The 21,330-nt window shown below is 67.5% G+C and carries 24 protein-coding genes; 14 read left to right on the forward strand and 10 right to left on the reverse strand.

Going from position 1 to position 21,330, the window contains the following annotated elements; genetic code table 11:
• Positions 1 to 123: 123 nt before the first annotated feature.
• Positions 124 to 1,353, forward strand: a complete 1,230-nt coding sequence (locus tag AB0J91_RS14325; protein WP_363868187.1) for an ATP-binding protein — start codon at positions 124 to 126, stop codon at positions 1,351 to 1,353.
• A 4-nt stretch (positions 1,354 to 1,357) separates the two neighbouring features.
• Positions 1,358 to 1,993, forward strand: a complete 636-nt coding sequence (locus tag AB0J91_RS14330) for a hypothetical protein (RefSeq protein WP_363868190.1) — start codon at positions 1,358 to 1,360, stop codon at positions 1,991 to 1,993.
• 109 nt (positions 1,994 to 2,102) lie between these two features.
• Here AB0J91_RS14330 and AB0J91_RS14335 read toward each other — a convergent pair whose 3' ends face one another.
• From AB0J91_RS14335 to AB0J91_RS14345, 3 genes are all read right to left on the reverse strand, one after another.
• Positions 2,103 to 2,342 (reverse strand): DUF4143 domain-containing protein, encoded by a 240-nt coding sequence (locus tag AB0J91_RS14335; protein WP_363868193.1) that lies wholly within the window; start codon positions 2,340 to 2,342, stop codon positions 2,103 to 2,105.
• Entirely contained in the window at positions 2,239 to 2,517 is a 279-nt protein-coding gene (locus AB0J91_RS14340; RefSeq protein ID WP_363868490.1) for a hypothetical protein, read from the reverse strand. Before AB0J91_RS14340 ends, AB0J91_RS14335 begins: the two co-directional genes overlap by 104 nt.
• A 687-nt stretch (positions 2,518 to 3,204) precedes the next feature.
• Positions 3,205 to 3,471 carry a hypothetical protein gene (locus AB0J91_RS14345; RefSeq protein ID WP_363868196.1) on the reverse strand — a complete coding sequence of 89 codons (267 nt, stop codon included), beginning with the start codon at positions 3,469 to 3,471 and terminating at the stop codon, positions 3,205 to 3,207.
• Positions 3,472 to 3,571: 100 nt separating this feature from the next.
• Here AB0J91_RS14345 and AB0J91_RS14350 point away from each other — a divergent pair, with 100 nt between their 5' ends.
• From AB0J91_RS14350 to AB0J91_RS14365, 4 genes are all read left to right on the forward strand, one after another.
• Positions 3,572 to 4,237, forward strand: a complete 666-nt coding sequence (locus tag AB0J91_RS14350) for a stage II sporulation protein M (RefSeq protein WP_363868199.1) — start codon at positions 3,572 to 3,574, stop codon at positions 4,235 to 4,237.
• 64 nt (positions 4,238 to 4,301) lie between these two features.
• A complete protein-coding gene (locus tag AB0J91_RS14355) occupies positions 4,302 to 5,045 on the forward strand; it encodes a MerR family transcriptional regulator (protein WP_363868202.1) in 744 nt (247 codons plus the stop codon).
• A 268-nt stretch (positions 5,046 to 5,313) separates the two neighbouring features.
• Positions 5,314 to 5,697 (forward strand): hypothetical protein, encoded by a 384-nt coding sequence (locus tag AB0J91_RS14360; RefSeq protein ID WP_363868204.1) that lies wholly within the window; start codon positions 5,314 to 5,316, stop codon positions 5,695 to 5,697.
• Positions 5,698 to 5,844: 147 nt separating this feature from the next.
• Entirely contained in the window at positions 5,845 to 6,492 is a 648-nt protein-coding gene (locus AB0J91_RS14365; RefSeq protein WP_363795934.1) for a response regulator transcription factor, read from the forward strand.
• 212 nt (positions 6,493 to 6,704) lie between these two features.
• On the opposite strand, the gene AB0J91_RS14370 is transcribed toward AB0J91_RS14365, so the two are convergent.
• Positions 6,705 to 6,956, reverse strand: a complete 252-nt coding sequence (locus AB0J91_RS14370; RefSeq protein WP_363868207.1) for a PLD nuclease N-terminal domain-containing protein — start codon at positions 6,954 to 6,956, stop codon at positions 6,705 to 6,707.
• A 164-nt stretch (positions 6,957 to 7,120) separates the two neighbouring features.
• On the opposite strand from AB0J91_RS14370, the gene AB0J91_RS14375 reads away from it, so the two are divergent.
• From AB0J91_RS14375 to AB0J91_RS14395, 5 genes are all read left to right on the forward strand, one after another.
• The gene (locus AB0J91_RS14375) at positions 7,121 to 8,224 is read left to right on the forward strand and encodes a histidine kinase (RefSeq protein WP_363868210.1); all 1,104 of its coding nucleotides are present in this window, start codon (positions 7,121 to 7,123) and stop codon (positions 8,222 to 8,224) included.
• A 106-nt stretch (positions 8,225 to 8,330) separates the two neighbouring features.
• Positions 8,331 to 9,236, forward strand: coding sequence for an ABC transporter ATP-binding protein (locus tag AB0J91_RS14380; protein ID WP_363868213.1), 906 nt, complete (start codon positions 8,331 to 8,333; stop codon positions 9,234 to 9,236).
• Positions 9,233 to 9,979: an ABC transporter permease gene (locus AB0J91_RS14385; RefSeq protein WP_363868216.1), complete on the forward strand. Its 747-nt coding sequence runs from the start codon at positions 9,233 to 9,235 to the stop codon at positions 9,977 to 9,979. The genes AB0J91_RS14380 and AB0J91_RS14385 overlap by 4 nt, the downstream gene beginning before the upstream one ends.
• Positions 9,980 to 9,993: 14 nt before the next feature.
• Positions 9,994 to 11,151 (forward strand): histidine kinase, encoded by a 1,158-nt coding sequence (locus AB0J91_RS14390; protein ID WP_363868219.1) that lies wholly within the window; start codon positions 9,994 to 9,996, stop codon positions 11,149 to 11,151.
• A 69-nt stretch (positions 11,152 to 11,220) separates the two neighbouring features.
• Complete coding sequence (locus AB0J91_RS14395; protein WP_363868222.1) at positions 11,221 to 11,793, forward strand: dihydrofolate reductase family protein; 573 nt, start codon at positions 11,221 to 11,223, stop codon at positions 11,791 to 11,793.
• Positions 11,794 to 11,822: 29 nt separating this feature from the next.
• Here AB0J91_RS14395 and AB0J91_RS14400 read toward each other — a convergent pair whose 3' ends face one another.
• The 3 genes from AB0J91_RS14400 to AB0J91_RS14410 all read right to left on the reverse strand — a co-directional run bounded on the left by AB0J91_RS14400 (position 11,823) and on the right by AB0J91_RS14410 (position 15,711).
• The gene (locus AB0J91_RS14400; protein WP_363868225.1) at positions 11,823 to 12,161 is read right to left on the reverse strand and encodes a hypothetical protein; all 339 of its coding nucleotides are present in this window, start codon (positions 12,159 to 12,161) and stop codon (positions 11,823 to 11,825) included.
• 107 nt (positions 12,162 to 12,268) lie between these two features.
• On the reverse strand, positions 12,269 to 13,894 hold the full coding sequence (locus AB0J91_RS14405) for an alpha-amylase family glycosyl hydrolase (protein ID WP_363868228.1): 1,626 nt from the start codon (positions 13,892 to 13,894) through the stop codon (positions 12,269 to 12,271).
• Positions 13,895 to 14,079: 185 nt separating this feature from the next.
• Positions 14,080 to 15,711: an alpha-amylase family glycosyl hydrolase gene (locus AB0J91_RS14410; RefSeq protein ID WP_363868231.1), complete on the reverse strand. Its 1,632-nt coding sequence runs from the start codon at positions 15,709 to 15,711 to the stop codon at positions 14,080 to 14,082.
• A 157-nt stretch (positions 15,712 to 15,868) separates the two neighbouring features.
• On the opposite strand from AB0J91_RS14410, the gene AB0J91_RS14415 reads away from it, so the two are divergent.
• The gene (locus tag AB0J91_RS14415) at positions 15,869 to 16,345 is read left to right on the forward strand and encodes an Rrf2 family transcriptional regulator (protein ID WP_363868481.1); all 477 of its coding nucleotides are present in this window, start codon (positions 15,869 to 15,871) and stop codon (positions 16,343 to 16,345) included.
• A 234-nt stretch (positions 16,346 to 16,579) separates the two neighbouring features.
• Positions 16,580 to 16,879, forward strand: a complete 300-nt coding sequence (locus tag AB0J91_RS14420; RefSeq protein WP_363868235.1) for a carboxymuconolactone decarboxylase family protein — start codon at positions 16,580 to 16,582, stop codon at positions 16,877 to 16,879.
• 42 nt (positions 16,880 to 16,921) lie between these two features.
• Here AB0J91_RS14420 and AB0J91_RS14425 read toward each other — a convergent pair whose 3' ends face one another.
• From AB0J91_RS14425 to AB0J91_RS14435, 3 genes are read right to left on the reverse strand one after another with little or no spacing between them, the layout of a single operon-like run.
• A complete protein-coding gene (locus AB0J91_RS14425; protein ID WP_363868237.1) occupies positions 16,922 to 19,084 on the reverse strand; it encodes a xanthine dehydrogenase family protein molybdopterin-binding subunit in 2,163 nt (720 codons plus the stop codon).
• Positions 19,081 to 20,043, reverse strand: a complete 963-nt coding sequence (locus AB0J91_RS14430) for a xanthine dehydrogenase family protein subunit M (protein WP_363868240.1) — start codon at positions 20,041 to 20,043, stop codon at positions 19,081 to 19,083. Before AB0J91_RS14430 ends, AB0J91_RS14425 begins: the two co-directional genes overlap by 4 nt.
• Entirely contained in the window at positions 20,043 to 20,486 is a 444-nt protein-coding gene (locus tag AB0J91_RS14435) for a (2Fe-2S)-binding protein (RefSeq protein WP_132681550.1), read from the reverse strand. Before AB0J91_RS14435 ends, AB0J91_RS14430 begins: the two co-directional genes overlap by 1 nt.
• Positions 20,487 to 20,718: 232 nt before the next feature.
• On the opposite strand from AB0J91_RS14435, the gene AB0J91_RS14440 reads away from it, so the two are divergent.
• Complete coding sequence (locus AB0J91_RS14440) at positions 20,719 to 21,285, forward strand: TetR/AcrR family transcriptional regulator (protein ID WP_363868243.1); 567 nt, start codon at positions 20,719 to 20,721, stop codon at positions 21,283 to 21,285.
• Positions 21,286 to 21,330 lie beyond the last annotated feature (45 nt).

Here is a 21,330-nt window from a genome sequence, read left to right on the forward strand (position 1 = left end):
GCCACCAGCTGCCTCGGTTCGGTGGAAAGATGCCGTCGGCACGCCACCCGAGTTCGCCCACCATGGACAAGCCCAGACACATTTCAAGGTATTCTCCTTGGTCAACAAGCTGAGGAGATAAGCTTGACGGGCACCAGTCGTATCATTCGAGCACAGGCAGGCAACATGCAAGAAAACGCGGGACGGATGGAAGTCGATCCCCTGGAACGTAAGAATATGCGATTTACGACTCTCCAAGGGGGAAACTGGAGGAACTTTACCAGCTTCGCAGTCGGACTTCAGCCGCGAATGTTTCTGGTCGGGCCAAACGCCTCTGGAAAATCCAACTTCTTGGATTGCTTTCGTTTCCTCTCAGAGATCGTCTCGGTAGGGGGCGGATTTGAATCTGCAGTAGCCAAGCGTGGCGGCGTCAGCATGATCAGGGCGCTTGCGGCACGCCGGTATCCATCAATTTCATTGCGCGTAACACTCGGGAATGATTCCATAGAGAACGAATGGACCTACGAGCTCAAGTTCAAACAGGACAACAATAGGCGCCCACTAATAGAGTCGGAAGTGGTCCAGTACCGCGGAAACGATGTCCTGCGTCGACCCGATAAGGAAGATCTAGAAGACTCCGAACGGCTTCGGCAAACTCATCTCGAACAGGTTAATGTTAACCGGAAATTCCGAATCGTTGCAGATTTTTTCGCGAATCTCAACTACATGCACATCGTCCCGCAGCTGGTACGCGAGCCTGATCGATCAGTCGGAAAGAAGAACGATCCGTTTGGCGGCGACTTTCTAGAACAAATTGCACGGACACCAAAAAAGACACAGGATGCCCGGCTTCGCAAGATCGCCGATGCACTCAAGGTTGCCGTCCCTCAATTGATGAAACTTGAGCTCGAGACTGATATCCGAGGAGTACCCCACCTTAAAGGAAAATACCAACACTGGCGCCCCCACGGTGCGTGGCAACGAGAAGACCAGTTCTCCGATGGAACCTTGCGCCTGCTCGGACTTCTCTGGGCAGTAGCAGACTCGCGGGGCCCCCTCCTCCTTGAGGAGCCGGAGCTTTCACTACACCCGGAGGTCGTTCGCCATATTCCTCAGATGTTCGCAAGAGTTCAAAGACGTTCAGGCAGGCAAGTCCTGGTGAGCTCACATTCTCCGGAAATCCTCAATGACTCCGGGATCGGTTTGAATGAAGTCCTCATTCTTGAACCAAAGTCCGAGGGGACAGCGGTAAGCACGCTTTCCGAACGAGATGACATTAGAACACTTAGAAACGCTGGCATCCCCCTAGGGGATGTCCTCAAGGATTCCACAGCCCCAGAGGAAGCTGGGCAAATCAGCTTCTTCGCGGGGTGACAAAATGAATCAGGTCATGGTGGCAGTCGAGGGAATTTCAGACGAAGGAGCGGTACGTTCCATCCTGAGAGAATTTAACCTAACCGTCCATCTAACGTTGGGAAGGAACGGCAAAGCCGCGCTGTTAAGTAAAATTTCCGCCTACAACGACTCCGCAAAGTACATGCCGTGGTTCGTACTTGTTGATTTGGACTCTCCTGATACTTGTATCGTTGAGAAACTCAGGCAGTGGATGCCGAACCCTTCAGAATACATGCTCTTCCGCGTTGCGGTGTCAGAACTTGAAGCTTGGCTTCTTGCCGACCGTGAGGCGATCGCCCAGTTTTTGGGAGTATCTGTTGATAGAGTTCCCCGAAATCCGGACAGCCTCAAAGACCCAAAGCAGGAGATTATCAATCTAGCGCGTCGATCAAGAAGGCGAGAGATCCGCGAAGGCCTCGTTCCCAGACAAGGAAGTGGCGTCGCGATTGGACCCACTTATGCTTCAGACATCCGCAATTTTGGCGAATCCATGTGGCGACCTAAGGTCGCGGCCGAAGAATCTCCAAGCTTGAGCCGCTGCCTGCGGCGCGTCGAAGAACTAGCAAATAAGCTATATAAGAACACTGATGCATTGAAAGATCATCTACGTGAAACATAGAAATTAAACGCCCTCAATTCAGGACAATACCTGCACGCAACTTTCTTCATCCAAGACAAAAGAGAGTCCAGCCTTAGCGGATGATAAACGACGGGGTTTCTGGGAGCTGTCATCCCAGCTCCCAGCCTCTGAATACACCCCAATCGAATCCGAACAGCAGACCCAGCGTGTTGAGGTCGCCGAACAGGGCGTTCGGACCTGCGCCAAGCGCGGCGGCTGCGAGCGACGGATCGATGAAGTGCCACTTAGGGCGAGTGCGCAACCTGACCTTCGACCTCAGGTGAGGCGCCCAGGCCGGTTGTTCCTCGATCAGGAACAACCGGGTCAACGCATCGAGGTAGCGCCGCACGGTCTGGGCCGAATACCTCGGCTCCGAACTCACCGATCTCGGCTTCCGCGCTGAGCTTGGCGGCTGAGACCTCGGTCGAGGTGTTGCGCGCCAAGGCGCGGATCAGGGCTCGCACGCGCAGCGGATCTGACTGAACCTCGATTCCCGGCAGATCGACGCGTGCGATGCCGTCCAAGTAGCTCTCCAGGTAGTCCTGCGGTGAGCGGTTCGTCTGCGCGACGAGAACCGGCCATCCGCCGCGGACCAGGATGGACGCGTAGCCCTCGACCGTCGGCCCGCCAATACCAGCGATGGCATCGCCCGAGAAGAGCTCGGTAAAGCTAGACCGTCCCCACGGACTTGCCGCTCCAGCGTCATGGGCCGCAGCGTGATTCTGCGGAAACGGCCCGCTCCGCTGTGCCTGGTGATGTCGTCGGGCGGAGTCGCCGGCCCGGTCAGCACGAACTGCCCCGGGACCGATCGCTGGTCGACCTCGTGTCGGACCGCGTTCCACAGCGTGGGGGCGAGCTGCCACTCGTCGATGAGCCGTGGGGTGTCTCCGGACAGGACGACGCCGGTGAGGTTTCCGCGATCGACGGCAGCTGCGGATCCGAATCCAGCCGGACCGAGCTGTTCGCGACCTGCAAGCCCGTCGTGGTCTTACCCGTTGCCCTCGGATCTTGGATGATCACAGCGTCGAACGTGTCCAGCGACTTGCGCACGAGGTCGTCAACGAGCCGATTCCGGTAGGTCTCCACCAGCGCATTATCACTTCTGCGGGCAAGCCGGTATCACTTTTGCGTGCGGCTCGATATCACTCTTGTGCTTGATCGACTATCACTTTTGCGTGCGGTGGAGCATCACTTTTGCGGGTTCAGGCCGGTCAGGGGTTGGGGATCGCAGGGAAGAAGCCTCGCACGTAGGGGTCTTCGAGAGCACGCATCTCGTCAGCGGATCCCGCTGCCCGGATGCGGCCGTCGCGCATGTACAGCATCCGGTCGACGACGCCGAGGTCGACCAGGTGGGAGACGTCGTGCGTGATCGCGAGAACGGCGGCGCCGGTGTCGGCGTACCTGCGCAGGCTCCCCCCCAGACCTCGTGAGCGGTGGCGGTGTCGAGCGAAGCGGTCGGCACGTCCACGCGCCGACATCACCACCGAAGCCCGGCGTGCATCGCGGGCTTGACCTTGCCCCGAGGGCACGGTCTGAAGTGGTGGTGAGTCGCAACGACACCACGCCTAGGAGCGCACGATGACCAGCACGGCTGAGCAGGAGTACCGGACCGAGCAGCGGGGCGGGGGCTCGCGGTGGTTCCGCAGGCCGTTCCGGATCATCCGGGCGAACCTCGGTGCCTACCTGGCGCTGAACGCGCTCGCCTACGGGTTGTTCCTGGTCGGGATGGGCGTGGGGCTGCTGCGGCCCGAACTCGCCGGCACGAACATCGCGGCGCTCCAGCAGGACGGGACGTTGGAGCTGGTCACGTGGGCGATGTCGAGCGTGTGGCTGTTCAGCCTGATCATCCTCGTGGTGAACGCGGTCGGGCTGAGCCTGGTGCACGTCCTGCTGCCCTCGGCGATCGTCCCCTTCGGCGGCATCGCCGTCTTCGCCTACTGGGCCTTCGACACCGGGGTGACGTTGGCGCCGGTCAACGAGGTCGCGGCGTTGACCATGATCCCGCACTCGCTGACGGTCCTCATCGAGTTCCAGGCGTACGTCCTGGTCCTGCTCGGTGCCTACCGGCTGGGGATGTCGTGGCTGCGGCCCCGGGCCGTTGGTGCTCGCAACCGCCGCCAGGGCTACGTCCGCGGATTGCGGGAGGTCGGCCGGCTGAGCCTGCCCGCGCTCGCGCTGCTCGTCGTCGGCGCGATCTACGAGGCTGTCGAGATCATCCACCTGGTCCCGCTGCTGCTGTCTTGACCGTGCCCTTGGGGCAGGGTGTGGACTGGTTTCGGAAATCGCGCGCCGAAATGGGGGACGAACGATGGCGTGGAGCACTCGGCAGGTCGCCGATCTCGCGGGCACGACGGTGAAGGCCGTTCGGCACTACCACGAGATCGGGCTGCTGGACATGCCCGAACGCGCGTCGAACGGGTACAAGAAGTACGGGGTCTCGCACCTGATCCGGTTGGTGCAGATCAAGAGACTGAGCGATCTGGGACTTCCGCTGTCGCAGATCGCGGCGATGGGCAACGCCGGTGAGGACCCGACCGAGGCGATCTCCGTTCTCGACGCCGAGCTGGAGGCGACGATCCAGCGGCTGACCCGGATCCGCGCCGAACTGGCCGTGATCCTGCGCCACCGCGCGTCACCCGAGGTGCCACCCGAGTTCGCGCCGCACGCCGGAGACTTCTCCGACAGCCAGAGAGCCCTGCTGACGGTCTACTCGACGGTCTTCAGCGACGAGGACCTGGCTGAGTTCGGCCGGGCCCTGGGCGAGCGGGACGTCGTCGAGGACGAGTTCGAGGCGCTGCCCGCGGACGCCGACGACGAGGCGATCGACCAACTCGCCCAGCGCCTGGCGCCGGTGGTCCGCCGCGGCCGCGAGGAGCACCCGCAACTGGCGAACATGATGGCGAATTCACCGCACGGCGAGAAGCTGGCCACGAACGCGATGGCGCACGCGGTCGTGGAGTTCTACAACTCCGCGCAGATCCGCGCCCTGCAACGCGCGAACGCACTCCTGCAGCAGGAGGACACTTCCGACCGCGACGACGACTTCAGCTGAACCGACTCCCCGGCAATCGGTGCACCGTGGGGAGAATCGCGTTTTTCGCGGTTCGGAGATCACGCCGCGAACAATTCTCAGAATTCAGCGAGTATCGAGCGAAAATTGTCCGAGGCGTTCAACAAGCAACAGAAGAGCACATGAATCATCGGGGCATCGATGCGGAAAGACCGCCCGAGGAAGGACCCCGGACGGCCATGTGGCAGTACGTCACTCGACATGCTCCTTCACGCCGGGGCCGACGCCACTAGTTGTGCCCTGGTGGCGCGTGACCTGCGGGATTCTGGTTCTCACTGTTCTGCGTCAGTCCGCCTCCCTGGCAACTGGGCTGCTGGCCTCCAGGCTGGTGGCCACCCCTGTTCTCGCACGAGACGTCCACTTCCGTGATCTTCGCCGAAGCGACGCCTACCGGGAACAAGACCATGCCCAGCGCGACGGCCACGGCACCGATACCGGCCGCAATCCGCTTACTGATCATCTCGCACTTCCCGTTGGTCACCATCGCAACAGATCCCTTGCAGATTCTTGGAAAACGATGGCTGCGTCCAGCATGTTCGCCGACCAACCGGGGCGTCAACGCTTCCAGAAAATCAAGTTGCCCATCAGCACGAGGAAATCGATTTCACTTGGAAATTCAGTGTTCTTCTCGTGAAATCCGGAAACCTGCCCAAGATCGGAGCCGCTGTTCGACTCGGTCGCGTGCCGGCCACCAGCGACTTCCACGCGGTGACCACGGGCGCACGCGATCACGGTATACCGTGGTCGGCGTGGTGTTTCCGTGGTTTGGGGGTCGTGGCCGGTGAGCGTCAAGGTTGCTCTGCTCGATGACGAGGACTTGGTGCGGTCCGGCATCCGGATGATCCTGGAGTCCGATCCCGAGATCGCAGTGGTGGCCGAGGCCGTCAACGGGGTGGGGATCGTGGACCTCGTGGCGCAGTTCTCGCCCGACGTGGTGCTCACCGACATCCAGATGCCCGAGGTCGGAGGCCTGGAGGTGACCAAGCGGCTCGCCGCGTTGCCCGATCCGCCCGCCGTGGGCGTGCTGACGACCTTCGACGTGGACGAGTACGTGCACGAAGCCCTCCAGAACGGGGCGGCCGGATTCCTGCTCAAGGACACCCGGCCGCACGAACTGATCGCCGCCGTGCACACCCTCGCCGGTGGTGAGGCGATGCTCTCGCCGCGGATCACCCGGAAGCTGCTGACGACCTTCTCCTCCGGTGGCGGCGCCGCGCAGTCGGCGAAGTCCAAGATGGACAAGCTGACCGCGCGGGAGCGCGAGGTCGCCGTGGCGGTCGCGCAGGGTTCGAGCAACGCCGAGATCGCCGCCGACCTGTACATGAGCCAGTCCACCGTGAAAGTTCACATCGGACGGATCATGCACAAGCTCGACGCGGTCAACCGGACCCAGGTCGCGATCATCACCCACGACGCCGGCTTGGCCTAGGTGCTGTTGAAGAACGCGGCGGAGCCGTTGTTCCAGGTGTGGGACTCAGCTCGCACCGCCGCAGGTTCTGAGCGGCTTCGTGGCGAGTACGCCGGGACGCCGATGTCCACCCCCTGGGTAAGCGGAATACATCAGGAGCGGCGCACGGAGTCCACGAAGCCGCTCAGGTTCTGCCACTGGCACCGCCAAGCAAAGCAATTCCCAAACAGCTCCTAGTACGCCTCTCGGCGGCGGTAGGCGTCTCCTCGCCCGATCAGGAACCACGCGACCGGTCCGAGGAACGGGGCGGCGAAGGTGATGCCGATCCACACGATCGTCATCCCGAAGCCCAGCGGCGAGCAGAGGATGCTGACCAGCGCGCAGATGAACAGCGCCAGAGCACCGAACATCACCAGCGCGAGCAGCCCCAGGCCGCCCATCGCGAACAACTGCTCCGGGTTGCTGAAGAGCCTGCCCAGGTCCATTGCGCTTCCTTCCACGAGTTCTGTCGTCGTTCGATCACCAACGTTATGGACCGACGGCCGCCGCGACGTCCCTCCTCCCGCTCGTCCGGACTTGGCCGAAAGTCGTACGTGCCTCGGCCGGTCGGCGAACGTGCCGGGGAATTCGCGCGGCTAGAGTCGGCCCGGTGCGTGAACTCCTCGACCGAGAGCAGCTGCTGTCCTGGTGGGACGGCAAGGTGCACCGCCTGCTGATCGACCTCGCCGTCGCCCTGGTGTTCAGCGGGGTGCTCAGCACCCAGGCCACGCCGTGGGAGTTCTCCCTGCACTTCGCCGTCGGAGTCGCACTGCTCGTGCGCAGGCGGTTTCCGCTGGTGGCCGCCGGAGCATCAGTCGCGTTGATCGCGCTCCTGCTCTACCTGCCGCCGTCGTGGGTCGCGCTGTACTCCTACGCGCGCCGCTACGGCTCCGCGCCGTCGACGTGGGTCGTGGGCATCGTGATCATCACGTCCGGGGTGACTTCGAACCTGATCCGCTACCCCGACGAGCCGCTGTTCCCGACGCTGCTGAGCATCGGCGTGCACTCGGCGCTCTACACCGTTCCCGCGATGCTCGGGTTGTGGCTGCACCAACGGCAGGCGCTGCTGATCGGCGCCCGCGAGCGCATCGAACGCGCCGAGCGGGAACGCGCGCTGCTCACCGGGCGGGCCGTCACCGAGGAGCGCCGGCGGATCGCGCGCGAGCTGCACGACGTGATCGCCCACCGGGCCAGCGTCATGTCGCTGCAGGCCGGCGCGCTCACCCTGCACGCGAAGGACGAGGGCACCGCCCAGACCGCGGAGATCATCCGCGAGAACAGCGCGAAGGCGCTCACCGAGCTGCGCGGCATGCTGCGGGTGCTGCGAGAAGGCCCGTCCGACCTCTCCGAAGCGCCGACCTTGGCCGAGATCGCCGAGCTGGTGCGCGAAACGGGCTCCGGGGTGCGGTTGAGCATGCCCGAGGAGCTCCCCAGCACCACCGGGAGCACCGGGCGCGCGGCCTACCGGGTGGTGCAGGAGGCGCTGACGAACGCGGCGCAGCACGCACCCGGCGCGTCGGTGTCCGTCGTCGTCGAGGCCGGCGACGAGCTCCGCGTCATCGTCACCAACGGCCCCGGTGCGCAGGCGTCGACCGCCGGGCCCGGGTACGGGCTGCTCGGGATGCGGGAGCGCGTTGCGCTCGCGGGCGGCTCCCTGGAGGTGGGGCCGACCGCGGACGGGGGCTTCCGGGTGTCGGCCGTGCTGCCGCGGTGACCGAAAGTCGTACTCGGTCATAGCTGGAAGTCAGACGCCCTGACCTCATCGGATTCGCGATTCTCGTTGTCATGCGGGAATTCCGAACCGACTTCGAGGAGCAGGGTTGATCACCATCCGGGAACTGACCAAGCGCTACGGCAACAAGCTCGCCGTGCGCGACCTCACCTGCACGATCCGGCCGGGCGTGGTGACCGGCTTCCTCGGCCCGAACGGGGCGGGCAAGTCCACCACGATGCGGCTCATGCTCGGGCTCGACCGCGGCGAGGGCGAAGTCCTCTTCAACGACCGCCCCTACCGCGACCTGCCGAACCCGGTGCGCGCCGTGGGCGCCCTGCTCGACGCCGGGGCCGTGCACCCGGGGCGGTCGGCGCACCAGCACCTGCGGATGATCGCCGCCGGCGCCGGGATCTCCGAGCAGCGGGTCCGCGAGGTGATGGCCGCCGTCGGCCTCGACGAGGTGCGGTCCCGCCGCGTCGGCGGCTTCAGCCTCGGGATGCGGCAGCGCCTCGGCATCGCCGCCGCGCTGGTGGGAGATCCCGAGTACGTGATCCTCGACGAACCGACCAACGGGCTCGACCCGGAAGGCGTCCGCTGGATCCGCTCGCTGCTGCGCAACCTCGCCGACGAGGGCCGAACCGTGTTCGTGTCCTCGCACCTGCTGTCCGAGATCGCGCAGCTCGCCGACGATCTCGTCGTCATCGGCGAGGGCCGGCTGATCGCCGCCCAGCCGGTGCGCGACTTCGTCGCCGCGAACACCCGCACCCACGTCGTCGTCCGCACGCCGGAGCCCGAGAGGTTCCGGAAGTGGCTGCACCAGGCGGGGTTCCAGGTCGAGCCGGAGGACGTCGACGCGCTCGTGGTCGACACGCCCAACGCCGACGCGGTCAGCGCCGCCGCACGCCAGGCCGGGGTCGCGATCCGCGAGCTGCACACCCGCCGCAGCAGCCTGGAAGACGCCTTCTTCAACGCCACCGCCAACGCCACGACCTACCGGGGAGAAGCAGCATGACCACCACCCTCGAAGCCCGTCCGCAGGCCGACCGCGAGCCGGGGTTCCGCCGAGCGCTGGCGTACGAGTGGGCCGCCTTCCGGACCGTGCGGTCCAACTGGGTGCTGATCGGGGCGGCGCTGCTGGTGCAGCTCCTGCTCACGGTGTTCGCGCACGACTCGCGCGACCACGGAGACGTCACCTTCGACAAGGTGCTCAACGTCGCGTGGTTGTTCGGGGCGCTCGTGGGCGCGTTGGGCGTCAACTCCTTCGGCACCGAGTACCGGTTCCGCACGATCACCACGACGGTGCTCACCGCGCGATCGCGGACGCGCGTGCTGCTGGCCAAGATCGCCGTGGTCACCGCGGCCGCCGTCGCCACCGAGATCGCGGTGCTCGCGGCGTCCTGGCTGGTGCTCGCAGTGTTCTTCGCCGCCGCGCCGACGGTGTCGTCGTCGCTGCTGCTGGGCACCGGCGCCGTCGTCTACACCGCGCTGATGACGCTGATCGGGCTCGCGCTCGCCGCGCTGCTGCACGGATCGGTCATCCCGATCGCGTTCCTGGTGGTGTGGCCGGAGGTCGAGATGCTGCTGATCAACCGGCTGGACCTGCCGGAGTGGCTGCTCGTCGTGCTCCAGCCGTTCTACTCGGCCCGCCGGCTGATCAGCGAGACGCCCGAGTGGCCGCACGTGCTGCCGATGTTGGGACTCGCGGCGGTGCTGCTCGGCGTTGCGGGCATCGTCCTGAACCGCCGCGACGTGTGAGTACGGTGACGGACGTGCCGGTCGAACAGAAGCGCTCGTGGTTGTCGTGGTGGGACGGTTCGCTGCGGTCGCTGCTGTTCGACCTCGCCGTCGCGGGGGCCCCGGTCGCGGGTGAGTTCTACGCGCACGGCGGGCGACTCGGCGACACCTCTCCCCTGGCGATCGCCGCGCTGATCATCGGGTTCCTCGCGCTGGTGGTGCGGCGACGCTTCCCCTTCGCCGTCGCAGTGGTGCTGGCCGCGGCGTCGCTGCCCTTGAGGGGCGTCATCGGAGCGACGGAGGTCGCGCTGTACACGGTGGCGAGCCGGTACGGATCGCGGCCGACGACGTGGGTGGCCGTCGTCGCGCACCTGCTGCCCCTGGTGCCGACGGTGTGGCGGTGGGGCGAGATCCGCATGGCGTCGACGACGACCATCGTGGTGGGGAGCGTGGTCGTGCCGCTGCTGATCGGGCTGTGGGTGTTCGGGCGGCGGCGCGTGCTCGTCGACTACCGCGAGAAGGCCGAGCAGGTCGAGCGCGAGCGAAAGCTGCTGGCCGAGCAGGCGGTGGAGGCGCAGCGGCGCGAGATCGCCCGCGAGATGCACGACGTCGTCGCGCACCGCATCGGCGTGGTGTCGCGGCACGCCGACGTGCTGGCCGCCAACGCCACCGATGAGCGCAGCGCCGAGCTCGCCGAGATCATCCGGTCCACCAGCGCCACCGCGATGTCCGAGCTGCACGAGATGCTGCGCGCGCTGCGCGACGACGCCGAACCCGAGCCGGCCTCGGCGAGCACGACCGGCATCGCCGACCTCGTCTCCGGCGCCGCCGAGTCGGGGGCGAACGTGCGACTCGACATGGCCGAGCCCGCTCCGGACGTCCCGCCCGAGGTGGGGCGCGCCGCGTACCGCGTGGTGCAGGAGGGGCTCACCAACGCCGCCAAGCACGCCCCGAACGCGGCCGTGCAGGTCACCGTGCGGTCCGACGACGACGAGCTGGCGGTGACGGTCACCAACCGCCGCAGCCCGCGCGGCCACGACGTCGCGCTGCCCAGCTCCGGATTCGGCCTGGTCGGCATGCGCGAGCGCGTCGCGCTCACCGGGGGCAGGTTGCAGACCGGCCGCACCGAGGACGGCGGCTACCGCGTCCACGCCACCTTCCCGCTCCTCCCCGACGACACCTCGTCCGAGTGACCGAAGACCGATGATTTCTCGGGCCCCGCCCGGTCTGCACCTGGAGACCTGCGGAGAGAGGACTGAGCGATGTCGGATCTGATGGTGGACTTCATCATCTCCCTCGACGGCTACGCGGCCGCCGAGGGATGGCCCGGGTTCTGGGGGATGGAGGGGCCCGAGTACCTCGGGTGGATCGGGAGCGAGTCGGAGCAGGAGCACGTCACGCTCATGGGGGCCACGACGTACCGGCTGATGTCCGGGTTCGCCGCCGAGGCCCCCGAGGAGACCGGGCTCGCCGAACTGACCGCGATGCCCAAGGTCGTCTTCTCCTCCACGCTGGCGGCACCGCTGACCTGGGCGAACAGCGAGCTCGTCAGCGGGGAAGCCGTCGAGGCCGTGCGGGAGCTCAAGCAGCGCGAGACCCGGCCGCTGCGCACCGTCGGCAGCCTCAGCCTGAGCCGGTCGCTGCTCGAAGCCGGGATCGTGGACCGCTTCCGCGTGGTCGTCTTCCCGGTCATCACCGGCAAGACCGGTCAGGAACGCATCTTCGACGGATACCCGGACATCAAGCTCGACCTGATCAGCAGCCGCACCTTCGACGGCCGGCTCCAGCTGCTCGAATACGCCCCCACGATCCTCGACGGCGCGCCCGGCGCGTGATCGTCGGCGACCGCTCGCGCAGGCCGCGGTCAGTCGGCGAGCAGCGCCTCGATCCGGTGCTGCTCGACGAGCTCTTCGTGGTCCGAGGGGTCCGCCTCGACCAGCACCGCCGAGCGTCCCGTCACCTCACCGATGGGACGCAGGAGTTCCAGCGCCTTCTCGCGGGTGGTGAGCACGCCGACCACCAGGGCCGCCCGGTCGAGATCGCCCGGGTCGTCCGCGACGCCGAGGCTCCACGGGATCTCGCACGGGCCCCGGTGCCACTCGTCGGGGCACAGCAGGTGCGCGATAGGGTCCTGCGCCGCGATGGCCTCGGCGAGGCTCGCGAATCCGCCGACCCGGATCTCGTAGACGCGCGCGTGGTTCATCCGTTCCCCCAGGTGATGTGGCCGTGCGAACCAGCATCGCGCCGGAGAGGGGACGGCGGTTCCGGGGCCTCCCGGAGATTTCCCCGAGAGCGCCCCGGAATCGGCTCTTAGCCGAGGTCGAGGATGGCGTAGCCGAAGGCGGGGACCGTGACGGTCCGCCCCTCGACGCGGACACCGCTGTCCTCCACCGGACGGGCCTCGGCCAGCCGGTCGTCGGGAACGTCGACGGTGACCTGCTCGCGGCTCGGGTTGATCGTGATCAGGAAGCGGTCGCCTCGCAGGTAGGTCAGCGGGTAGCCGTCGTGGAACACCTCCACCGCGCCGCCGCTGCCGAGCTCGGGGTGGTGCTTGCGCAGCGCGATGACCCGCTGCACGAAGTTCAGCAGCGAGCCCTGATCCGCGAGCTGACCTGCGACGGTCGGCCGGTTCGGATCCGGGTCCTGCGGGATGTAGAGCTTGTCGGCGGGGGCGGTGGAGAACCCGGCGTTGGGGCCGTCGTTCCACTGCATCGGCGTTCGGTTGTTCTGCCGACCGGCGCTTCCCTCGACGTCGGGCAGGCCCTCGATCAGCCGCATCCCGATCTCCTCGCCGTAGTACAGCGTCGGAACGGTCGGCCAGGTCAGCCAGAACGCGAACGCGGCGGGGATCTCCTCCGGCGTGCGGACGCCGTTGTTCAGCCGCAGCGCGCTGTCGTGGTTGGCCGAGGGCAGCAGGATGTGCCCGGGGCGCCCGATGGTCTGCTCGGTCTGCTGCCAGGCGTCGACGAAGGTCTTGGCGCTGCCGGTGCCGTCGGCGCCGAAGTAGGGGTTGTCCTGCCACAACGACTTCCACGGCGCACCGTCGCCGGGCCCGTTGACCGGGAGGAAGAAGTCGCCGTCGAAGCCCGCGGGGACCGAGGTCGCCGGGTCGCCCCACTCGGCGATCATCACCGCGTCGGGGTGGTTCTCGTCCAGCCACGCCCTCATCTCGCCCCACAGCTTGCCGGTCTCGACCCAGCCCGGGTCGTCCTTGACCAGCGTCGCGGCCAGGTCGCAGCGGAAGCCCGAAACCCCGAGCTTCAGCCAGTGGTCCATGACCTCGCGCATCGCTTCGCGGTTGCGCTTGGGACCTTCCGCGTCGACCGGCTGACGCCACGGCTCATCCGGGTTCATCCGCGCGTAGCCGTAGTTGATGGCCGGCTGCGTCTCGTAGTAGTTCTTCAGGAACGCGCCCTCGCGCGGACCGGGCGAGGCGACGAAGTCCTCCGGCAGGCTGCCGTCCGGCGGCAGCTGGTCGGGGGTCGCCCACACGTAGCGGCTGTCGGTGTTGTCCTGCAGGGACTGCAGGAACCACGGGTGCTGGTCCGAGGTGTGCCCGGCGACCAGGTCGAACAGCACCCGGATGCCGCGGGCCCGCGCGGCGGTGACCAGCTCGGCCACGTCCTCCTGCGCCCCGTAGCGCGGGTGCACGCCGACGTAGTCGGTGATGTCGTAGCCGGCGTCGGTGAACGGCGACGGGAACACCGGGTTGACCCAGATCGCGGTGACCCCCAGCCACGCCAGGTGGTCGAGGTGCTCGGTGATGCCGCGCAGGTCACCGATCCCGTCGCCGTCGGTGTCGGCGAAGCTCTGCGGATACACCTGGTACAGCACGGCGTCGGCGAGCCACGAGGGCTGACCCGACGCCGCAGCGGGACTCACCCGCGAGATCGGCAGCGCAGCGGCCCCCGCGAGCACCGCACCCGTACCGATCATGAACGACCGCCTCGACACCAATGCACCCAGCTCCGTCCTGAATACGTATACACAAGCGGCGCCGAATGTACTCCTTCCGAGCGATCTTCAAAAGACGCCGACCGGCACCGCTCGTTCCCAGAGCTCGTTCAGCTCCCCGGTCCTACCTGCGCGGCACCCGGTGGTCGCCGGGTGCCGCGCAGGACTCAGCGGAGGTCGAGCACGGCGTAGCCGAAGGCCGGGACCGTGATGTCCTGGCCGTTGATCGTCACGCCGCTGTCCTCGACGGCGGTGGCGTTCGCCAGCCGGCCGTCGGGCACAGCGAGCGTCACCGCGTCCCGGCTGGGGTTGACCGTTACCAGGAACCGGTCGCCGCGCAGGTAGGTCAGCGGGTAGCCGTCGTGGAAGACCTGCACGTCGTAGGCGGTTCCGAGCTCCGGGTTGGCCTGGCGCAGCGCGATGAGCCGCTGCACGAGGTTCAGCAGCGATCCCGGATCGTTCCGCTGAGACCCGACGTTCGGCCGGTTCGGGTCGGGGTCCTGCGGGAGGTAGAGGTTTTCGGCCGGAGCCGTGGAGAACCCGGCGTTGGGGCCGTCGTTCCACTGCATCGGCGTGCGGTTGTTCTGCCGGCCGTTGCTGCCCTCGACGTCCGGCAGGCCGTCGACCAGCCGCATGCCGATCTCCTCGCCGTAGTAGATCAGCGGGACGATCGGCCAGGTCAGCCAGAACGCGTACGCCGCCGGGATCTCCTCCGGCGTGCGGACGCCGTTGTTCAGCCGCAGCGCGGTGTCGTGGTTGGCCGAGGGCAGGATGACTCCCCCGGGCCGCCCGATCGCGTCTTCCGCCTCGCGCCAGGCGTCGATGAAGATCTTGGCCGTGCCGGTGCCGTCGGCGCCGAAGTAGGGGTTGTCCTGCCACAACGAGCGCCAAGCCTCGCCGGTCTGGAAGAAGAAGTCGCCGTCGAACCCGGCCGGAACCGCGACCTTCGGATCACCCCACTCGGAGACGAGCACCGCGTCGGGGTGGTTCTCGTCCAGCCAGGTGGCCATCTCGCCCCAGAGCCTGCCGGTTTCGACCAGGTCCGGGTCGTCCTTGATCAGGCTCGCGGCCATGTCGCAGCGGAAGCCCGAAACCCCCAGCTTCAGCCAGTGGTCCATGACCTCGCGCATCGCTTCGCGGTTGCGCTTGGGACCTTCGGCGTCGACCGGCTGACGCCACGGCTCATCCGGGTTCATCCGCGCGTAGCCGTAGTTGATGGCCGGCTGCGTCTCGTAGAAGTTCTTCAGGAACGCGCCCTCGCGCGGACCGGGCGAGGCGACGAAGTCCTCCGGCAGTTCGCCGTCGGGGAACTGATCCGGGCTCGCCCAGATGAAGCGGTCGTCGGAGAAGTCCTGCAGCGAGTCGAGGAACCACGGGTGCTGGTCCGAGGTGTGCCCGGCGACCAGGTCGAACAGGATCCGGATGCCGCGCTCGCGCGCTTCCCCCGTCAGCCGGGCCACGTCGTCCTGCGTGCCGTAGCGCTCGTGCACGCCCACGTAGTCGGAGACGTCGTAACCGGCATCGGTCAGCGGCGACGGGAAGATCGGGTTCATCCAGATCGCGGTGATGCCGAGCCACTGGAGGTGATCGAGGTGGTCGATGATGCCCTGCAAGTCACCGACTCCGGTGCCGTCGGTGTCGGCGTAGGTCTGCGGGTAGATCTGGTAGAGCACGGCGTCGGCCAGCCACGAGGCGTCCGCGCGGGCCATCCGGGGAGATAACTCGGAGATCGGCAGCACGGTCGCTCCCGCGACCAGCGCTCCGGTGGAGATCATGAACGACCGCCTGGACACCGCCATGTCCGTTCCCCAATCGGAATACGTATGAAAATGTCAGGCCGAAGCTACGCCGCTCGATCGCCCGCCGGAACGTGCAAGAACGCGTTCAGACCCGAGTGGACCAGACCATCCCGGTTGCCATTCTTAAACCTGGACATCTAATATCCGGGTTGTGCGGATGAACGAGGGCGTGGAGTGGGCGGTGCACAGCTGCCTCAACCTCGCATGGTTGGGCGAGGACCGGGCCGTGCCCGCGGCGAAGCTCGCCGCGTTCTACGAACTTCCCGCCGCATACCTGAACAAGCAGCTCCAGGCGCTCGCCCGCGCCGGGATCGTCACCTCGACGTCCGGGCCGCGCGGCGGTTTCCGGCTCGCGCGACCGCCGGAGAAGATCACGCTGATGGACGTGGTCGCCGCGATCGAAGGCCCCGACGAAGCGTTCCGGTGCACCGAGATCCGCCACCGCGGCGGCTCCGGCAGCGGCTCCCGCAGCGAAACCCCGTGCGCCGTCCACACCTCCATGCGCAAGGCCGAGCTCGCCTGGCGCCGGGAGCTGGCGTCGCAGTCCATCGCCGACATCGCGGCCACCGTGGACGACCACTCCCCGGCGGCCGCCGAGCGGGTCCGCCGCTGGTTCGGCGACACCCGCACCTGATCGAACCCCTCCCGAACAGGGGTTTTGACACCAACCAATTCTGGATATCAGATGTCCGAGATAAGGAGATGACGATGCGAGGACGGATCGACGACCTGCCCGCCAAGGCGGGCGACGGCTACGCGGCGATGAGCTCGCTGGAGGTGTTCCTCGCAGGCAGCGGAGTTCCGAAGGAACTCCAGCACCTGGTCAAGCTCCGCGTCAGCCAGATCAACGGCTGCGCTCTGCGTCGACATGCACAGCAAGCACGCGAGGCAAGGGGGCGAGACGGACGAGCGGCTCTTCGGCGTCGCGGCCTGGCGCGAATCGCCGCACTTCACCAGCGCCGAACGCGCGGCGCTGGACCTGGCCGAATCGGGTACCCGCCTGGCCGACAACCCGCACGGCGTGCCCGACGAGGTCTTCGAGAGGGCACGCGAGGAGTTCGACGAAGCGACCCTGACCGCGCTGGTGATGCTCATCGCGGCCATCAACGCCTGGAACCGGATCAGCGTCATCAACCGGACCGTGCCCGGTTCCCACACCCCGCGCTGAGGATCCGCCGGGCGGCCTCCCACGGGCCGCCCGGCGAAAACCTCAGTCCACCAACAGGTCCTCGATGGTGATCGGGATGTGGCGGACCCGGATTCCGGTGGCGTTGTGGACCGCGTTGGCGACCGCGGCGGCCATGCCGACCGTGCCGATCTCGCCGAGCCCCTTGGCGCCCACCGAGTTGTGCAGCGTGTCCGGGTACTTCACGAACTCCACGTCCACCTCGGGGATGTCGGCGTTGACCGGCAGCAGGTAGCTCGCGAAGTCGCCGTTGGCCAGCCGACCGTCGCCCTCGACCTCCATGGCCTCGTGCAGCGCCGCCGACACGCCCCAGATCATGCCGCCCTGGAGCTGGCTGGTGGCCAGCTTGTCGTTGATGATCCGGCCGCAGTCGAAGACGCCGAGCATCCGGGACACCCGGGTCTCTCGCGTCCACCTGTGCACCTTGACCTCGACGAACTGCGCGCCGAACGAGCTGAAGGAGTGCTTGGTCAGCTCCTCGCCGGGCGCCGAGGACCCGCTCACCGACACCGAGTCGCGGCCCAGCTCCCGCAGCAGGTCGCCGAAGGCCATCGACCGGCCGTCGGCGAACAGCTCGCCGTGGGCGTAGGTGACCTCCTCGCCCTCGAACGGCGCACCCGGCCCGGAGGCCAGCGCGGTGAGCTCGTCGACCGCCGCGGTCCCCGCGAGCTGGATCGCGGTGCCCACGCTGGCCGTGGCGGTGGAGCCACCCGACAGGCCGCCCGGCGGCAGCGCCGAGTCGCCCAGCTGCGGGGTGATCCGCTCCTCGGGCAGGTCCAGGGACTCCGCGCCGATCGTCGACATCACCGTCAGCAGGCCGGTCCCCGGGTCCGCACCGCTGGTGGAGACCACGGCGGTCCCGTCGGCCCGCAGCTCGATGCCGACCGTGGCCGGGAACCGCAGCGCCGGGAACATCGCCACGGCCACGCCCATGCCGACCTGCCAGTCGCCCTCGGTGCGGCCCTGCGGGCTGCGGTTGGCCCAGCCGAAGCGCTGCGCGCCGATGTCGAAGCACTCGTCGAGGTGCTTGCTGGACCACTGCAGGTCCTTGCCGGGCGGGGCGGTCGAGTTGTTGCGCTTGCGCAGCTCGATCGGGTCGATCCCCAGCTCGACCGCCAGCTCGTCGATCGCGCTCTCCAGCGCGAACGAACCCGGTGCCTCACCGGGAGCGCGCATGAACGTCGTCGGCGGGACGTTCAGCGGCACGATCCGCTGCGACACCGCGAGGTTCGGCGTCGCGTACCACTCCAGCGAGGTCCCGTGCGAGGTCGGCTCGACGAACGAGCGGTCCGAGTCGGTGGTGCACCACGAGTCGTGCTGAACCGCGATCAGGCGGCCCTCGCGGTCGGCGCCCAGCGCGACCTTCTGCCGGGTGGCCGCGCGGCCGGCGGTGACCGTGAACACCTGCTCGCGGGTCAGCGCGGCCTTGACCGGCCGTCCGAGCGCGCGGCTGGCCGCCGCCGCGAGGAACGCCGGCGTGGAGGTCTTGCCCTTGCCGCCGAAAGCACCGCCCACGTAGGGGTTCACGACGTGGACCTGCGAGACGTCGACGCCGAGCGCGGTGGCCATGTCCGCGGCGACCATGTGCGAGCCCTGGTTCGGCGTGTAGAGCGTGAGCTCGCCGCCCTCCCACAGCGCGACCGCCGAGTGCGGCTCCATCGCGGCGTGGTTCTGCGTCGCGGTCGAGTAGGTGTGGTCGACGACCACCGGGCTGCCGGCGAAGGCGTCGGCGATGGACTCGAAACCGGCGTCGGCGTCGAGGATCTCCAGGTCTTCGCGGTCCGGCGCCGCCTCGGCGTCGGCCAGCCCCTCCTCGAACGAGGTCTTGGCGGGCTTGGCCTGGTAGCCGACCTCCACCAGCGCCGCGGCGTCGCGGGCCTGCTCGAAGGTCTCGGCGATGACGAGACCGATCGGCTGGCCGTAGTAGGCGACCTCGCGGTTCTGCAGCGGAACCCAGGTCACGCCCAGCATCGAGCTCGGCGTGGCCAGCTCCAGCTTGTCGAACGGCGTGTACACGCCGAGCACACCGGGCGCGCTCTTGGCCGCGGTGACGTCCATGCTCTCGACCTCGCCGCAGGCGATCGTGCTGAGCACGAGGTAGCCGTAGACCATGCCGGGGAAGTTGTTGTCGGCCCCGTACTTGGCCTGACCGGTGACTTTCAGCGGGCCGTCCAGCCGACTGGTCACAGCTGCATCCCTTCGGTGGTTTCGAGCAGGGCGCGGACGATCGTCCGCTTCAGCAGGGACACCTTGAACGCGTTGCCGGACAACGGCTTCGCCCCTTCGGCGGCGAGCGCGGCGGCGGCTTCGAAGGTCTCCTGGGTGGCGGGCTTGCCGCGCAGCACGTCCTCGACGACGCCGAGCTTCCACGGCACCGTCGCCACACCGCCCGCGGCCACGCGGGCGTCGGCGATCACTCCGCCGCGGACGTCGAGCGCCACGGCGGCCGAGGTCAGCGCGAACTCGTAGGACTGCCGGTCGCGGACCTTGACGTAGGTGGAGTTGGTCGCCCAGTCCAGCTTCGGCACGACGACCTCGCCGATCAGCTCGCCCTCGCGCAGGTCGTGCTCGGCCTCGGGCGTCTGGCCCGGCTGCATGTAGAAGTCGGCGAGCTTGACGGTGCGCTCGCCGTCGGTGCTGACCAGCCGGACCTCGGCGTCGAGCGCGACCAGCGCGACCGCCAGGTCGCTGGCGTGGGTGGCCGCGCACGCGTCGCTGGTGCCCAGGATCGCGTGCATCCGGTTGGCGCCCTCGATCGCCGGGCATCCGCTGCCCGGGTCACGACGGTTGCAGGGCATGTCGACGTCGCGGAAGTAGCCGCAACGCGTGCGCTGCATCAGGTTCCCGCCGATGCTGGCCATGTTGCGCAGCTGCTGCGACGCGCTCTGCAGCAGCGCGCGCGAGATCGCCGGGTACACGCCGGGATTCGCGGCCACGTCGCTCATCCGCTCCAGCGCGCCGATCCGCAGCCCGTCGGAGGTGTCGATGCCGCGCAGCGGCAGGCCGTTGATGTTCTGCACCCGCTGCGGGGTGAGCACGTCGAGCTTCATCAGGTCGACGAGCGTGGTGCCACCGGCCAGGAACGTGCCGGTGCCGCCGAGGGCGTCGTCGATCGTGGTGGGTGCGGTCAGTTCGAAGGAGCGCATCAGCCCGCCTGCCTCGCCTGTTCTACTGCCGCCACGATGTTCGGGTAGGCCGAGCAGCGGCAGATGTTGCCGGACATGAACTCGCGGACGTCGTCGACGTCCTGCTCGACCGCGGCCACGGCCGACATGACCTGGCCGGACGTGCAGAAACCGCACTGCAGCGCGTCCTGGTCGAGGAAGGCCCGCTGCACCGGGTGCAGCGACTCGCCGTCGGCGAGCCCTTCGACGGTCGTCACCGGCTCCTGCACGGTGGCCGCCAGCGTGAGGCAGGACAGGACGGGACGGCCGTCGACGTGCACGGTGCAAGCGCCGCACTGCCCTCGGTCGCAGCCCTTCTTGGGGCCGGTGACGCCGAGCTTCTCGCGCAGCGCGTCGAGCAGGGTCACGCCGGGATCGACGCTGAGCTCTTCCGTCCTACCGTTGATTTCCAGTGAGAGGTCCACAGAATCTCTTCCCCGCCCTTCCGCCGTGGGCGTTGGGCGGAATGCTCGTGGTGGTGGGAGCTAGACTCGAAGGCTGAATCGGATACTCATCCACTTCAGCTGGAACCGAAGCTACCGGATTTTTATCCGCTTCGCAACGAGCACGAGTGTTCTCACCCTCAAGACTGCCCAGGTCCCGCGAGCGGTGCACTACATTCCAGGTCAAGACCAGGTAGCCGACCGGGGAGGGACGATGACGACGGGCTCCGTGAACCCCCGGCGTGCGGACACCCGGCGCAACCACGAGGCCATCCTGAACACCGCGGCCCGGTCGCTGGCGTGCTCGGAGCAGGTCTCGTTCAACCACATCGCCAAGCAGGCAGGCGTCGGCGTGGGCACGGTGTACCGGCACTTCCCCACCACCGAAGCGCTCATCATCGCCGTCTACCAGCGCGAGCTGGACCACCTCGGCGAAGTCGTCCCGGAGCTGCTGGACCGGCACGAGCCCGAGGAAGCGCTCCGCACCTGGGTCACCGACCACCTCGCGCACTACATGATGACCAAGCGCGGCCTGGCCAAGGCGCTCGTCGCCGCCACGTCCTCCCCCGCCGAACTACCGGTCAACGCCCACGAAACCCTGGTCGAGGCGATCACCGCGCTGCTGCGCGCCAACGTCGAGGCGGGCAACATCCGCTCCGACGTGAACCCGGAAACGGTGCTGCGCGGCCTCGGCGGACTCTTCTACCTCAACCCCAAGAGCGAGTGGCGGGAGGAGACCGCCGATCTCCTCGACCTCATCTGGCGAGGCATGAGCGTCTAGGACGCGGGGCCCGGCGAGCGCGTCCAGTTCGGACTTGGCTCCGGT

Origin of the sequence: Saccharopolyspora sp. NPDC049357 (assembly GCF_040677225.1) — a bacterium.
GTDB lineage: Bacteria > Actinomycetota > Actinomycetes > Mycobacteriales > Pseudonocardiaceae > Saccharopolyspora.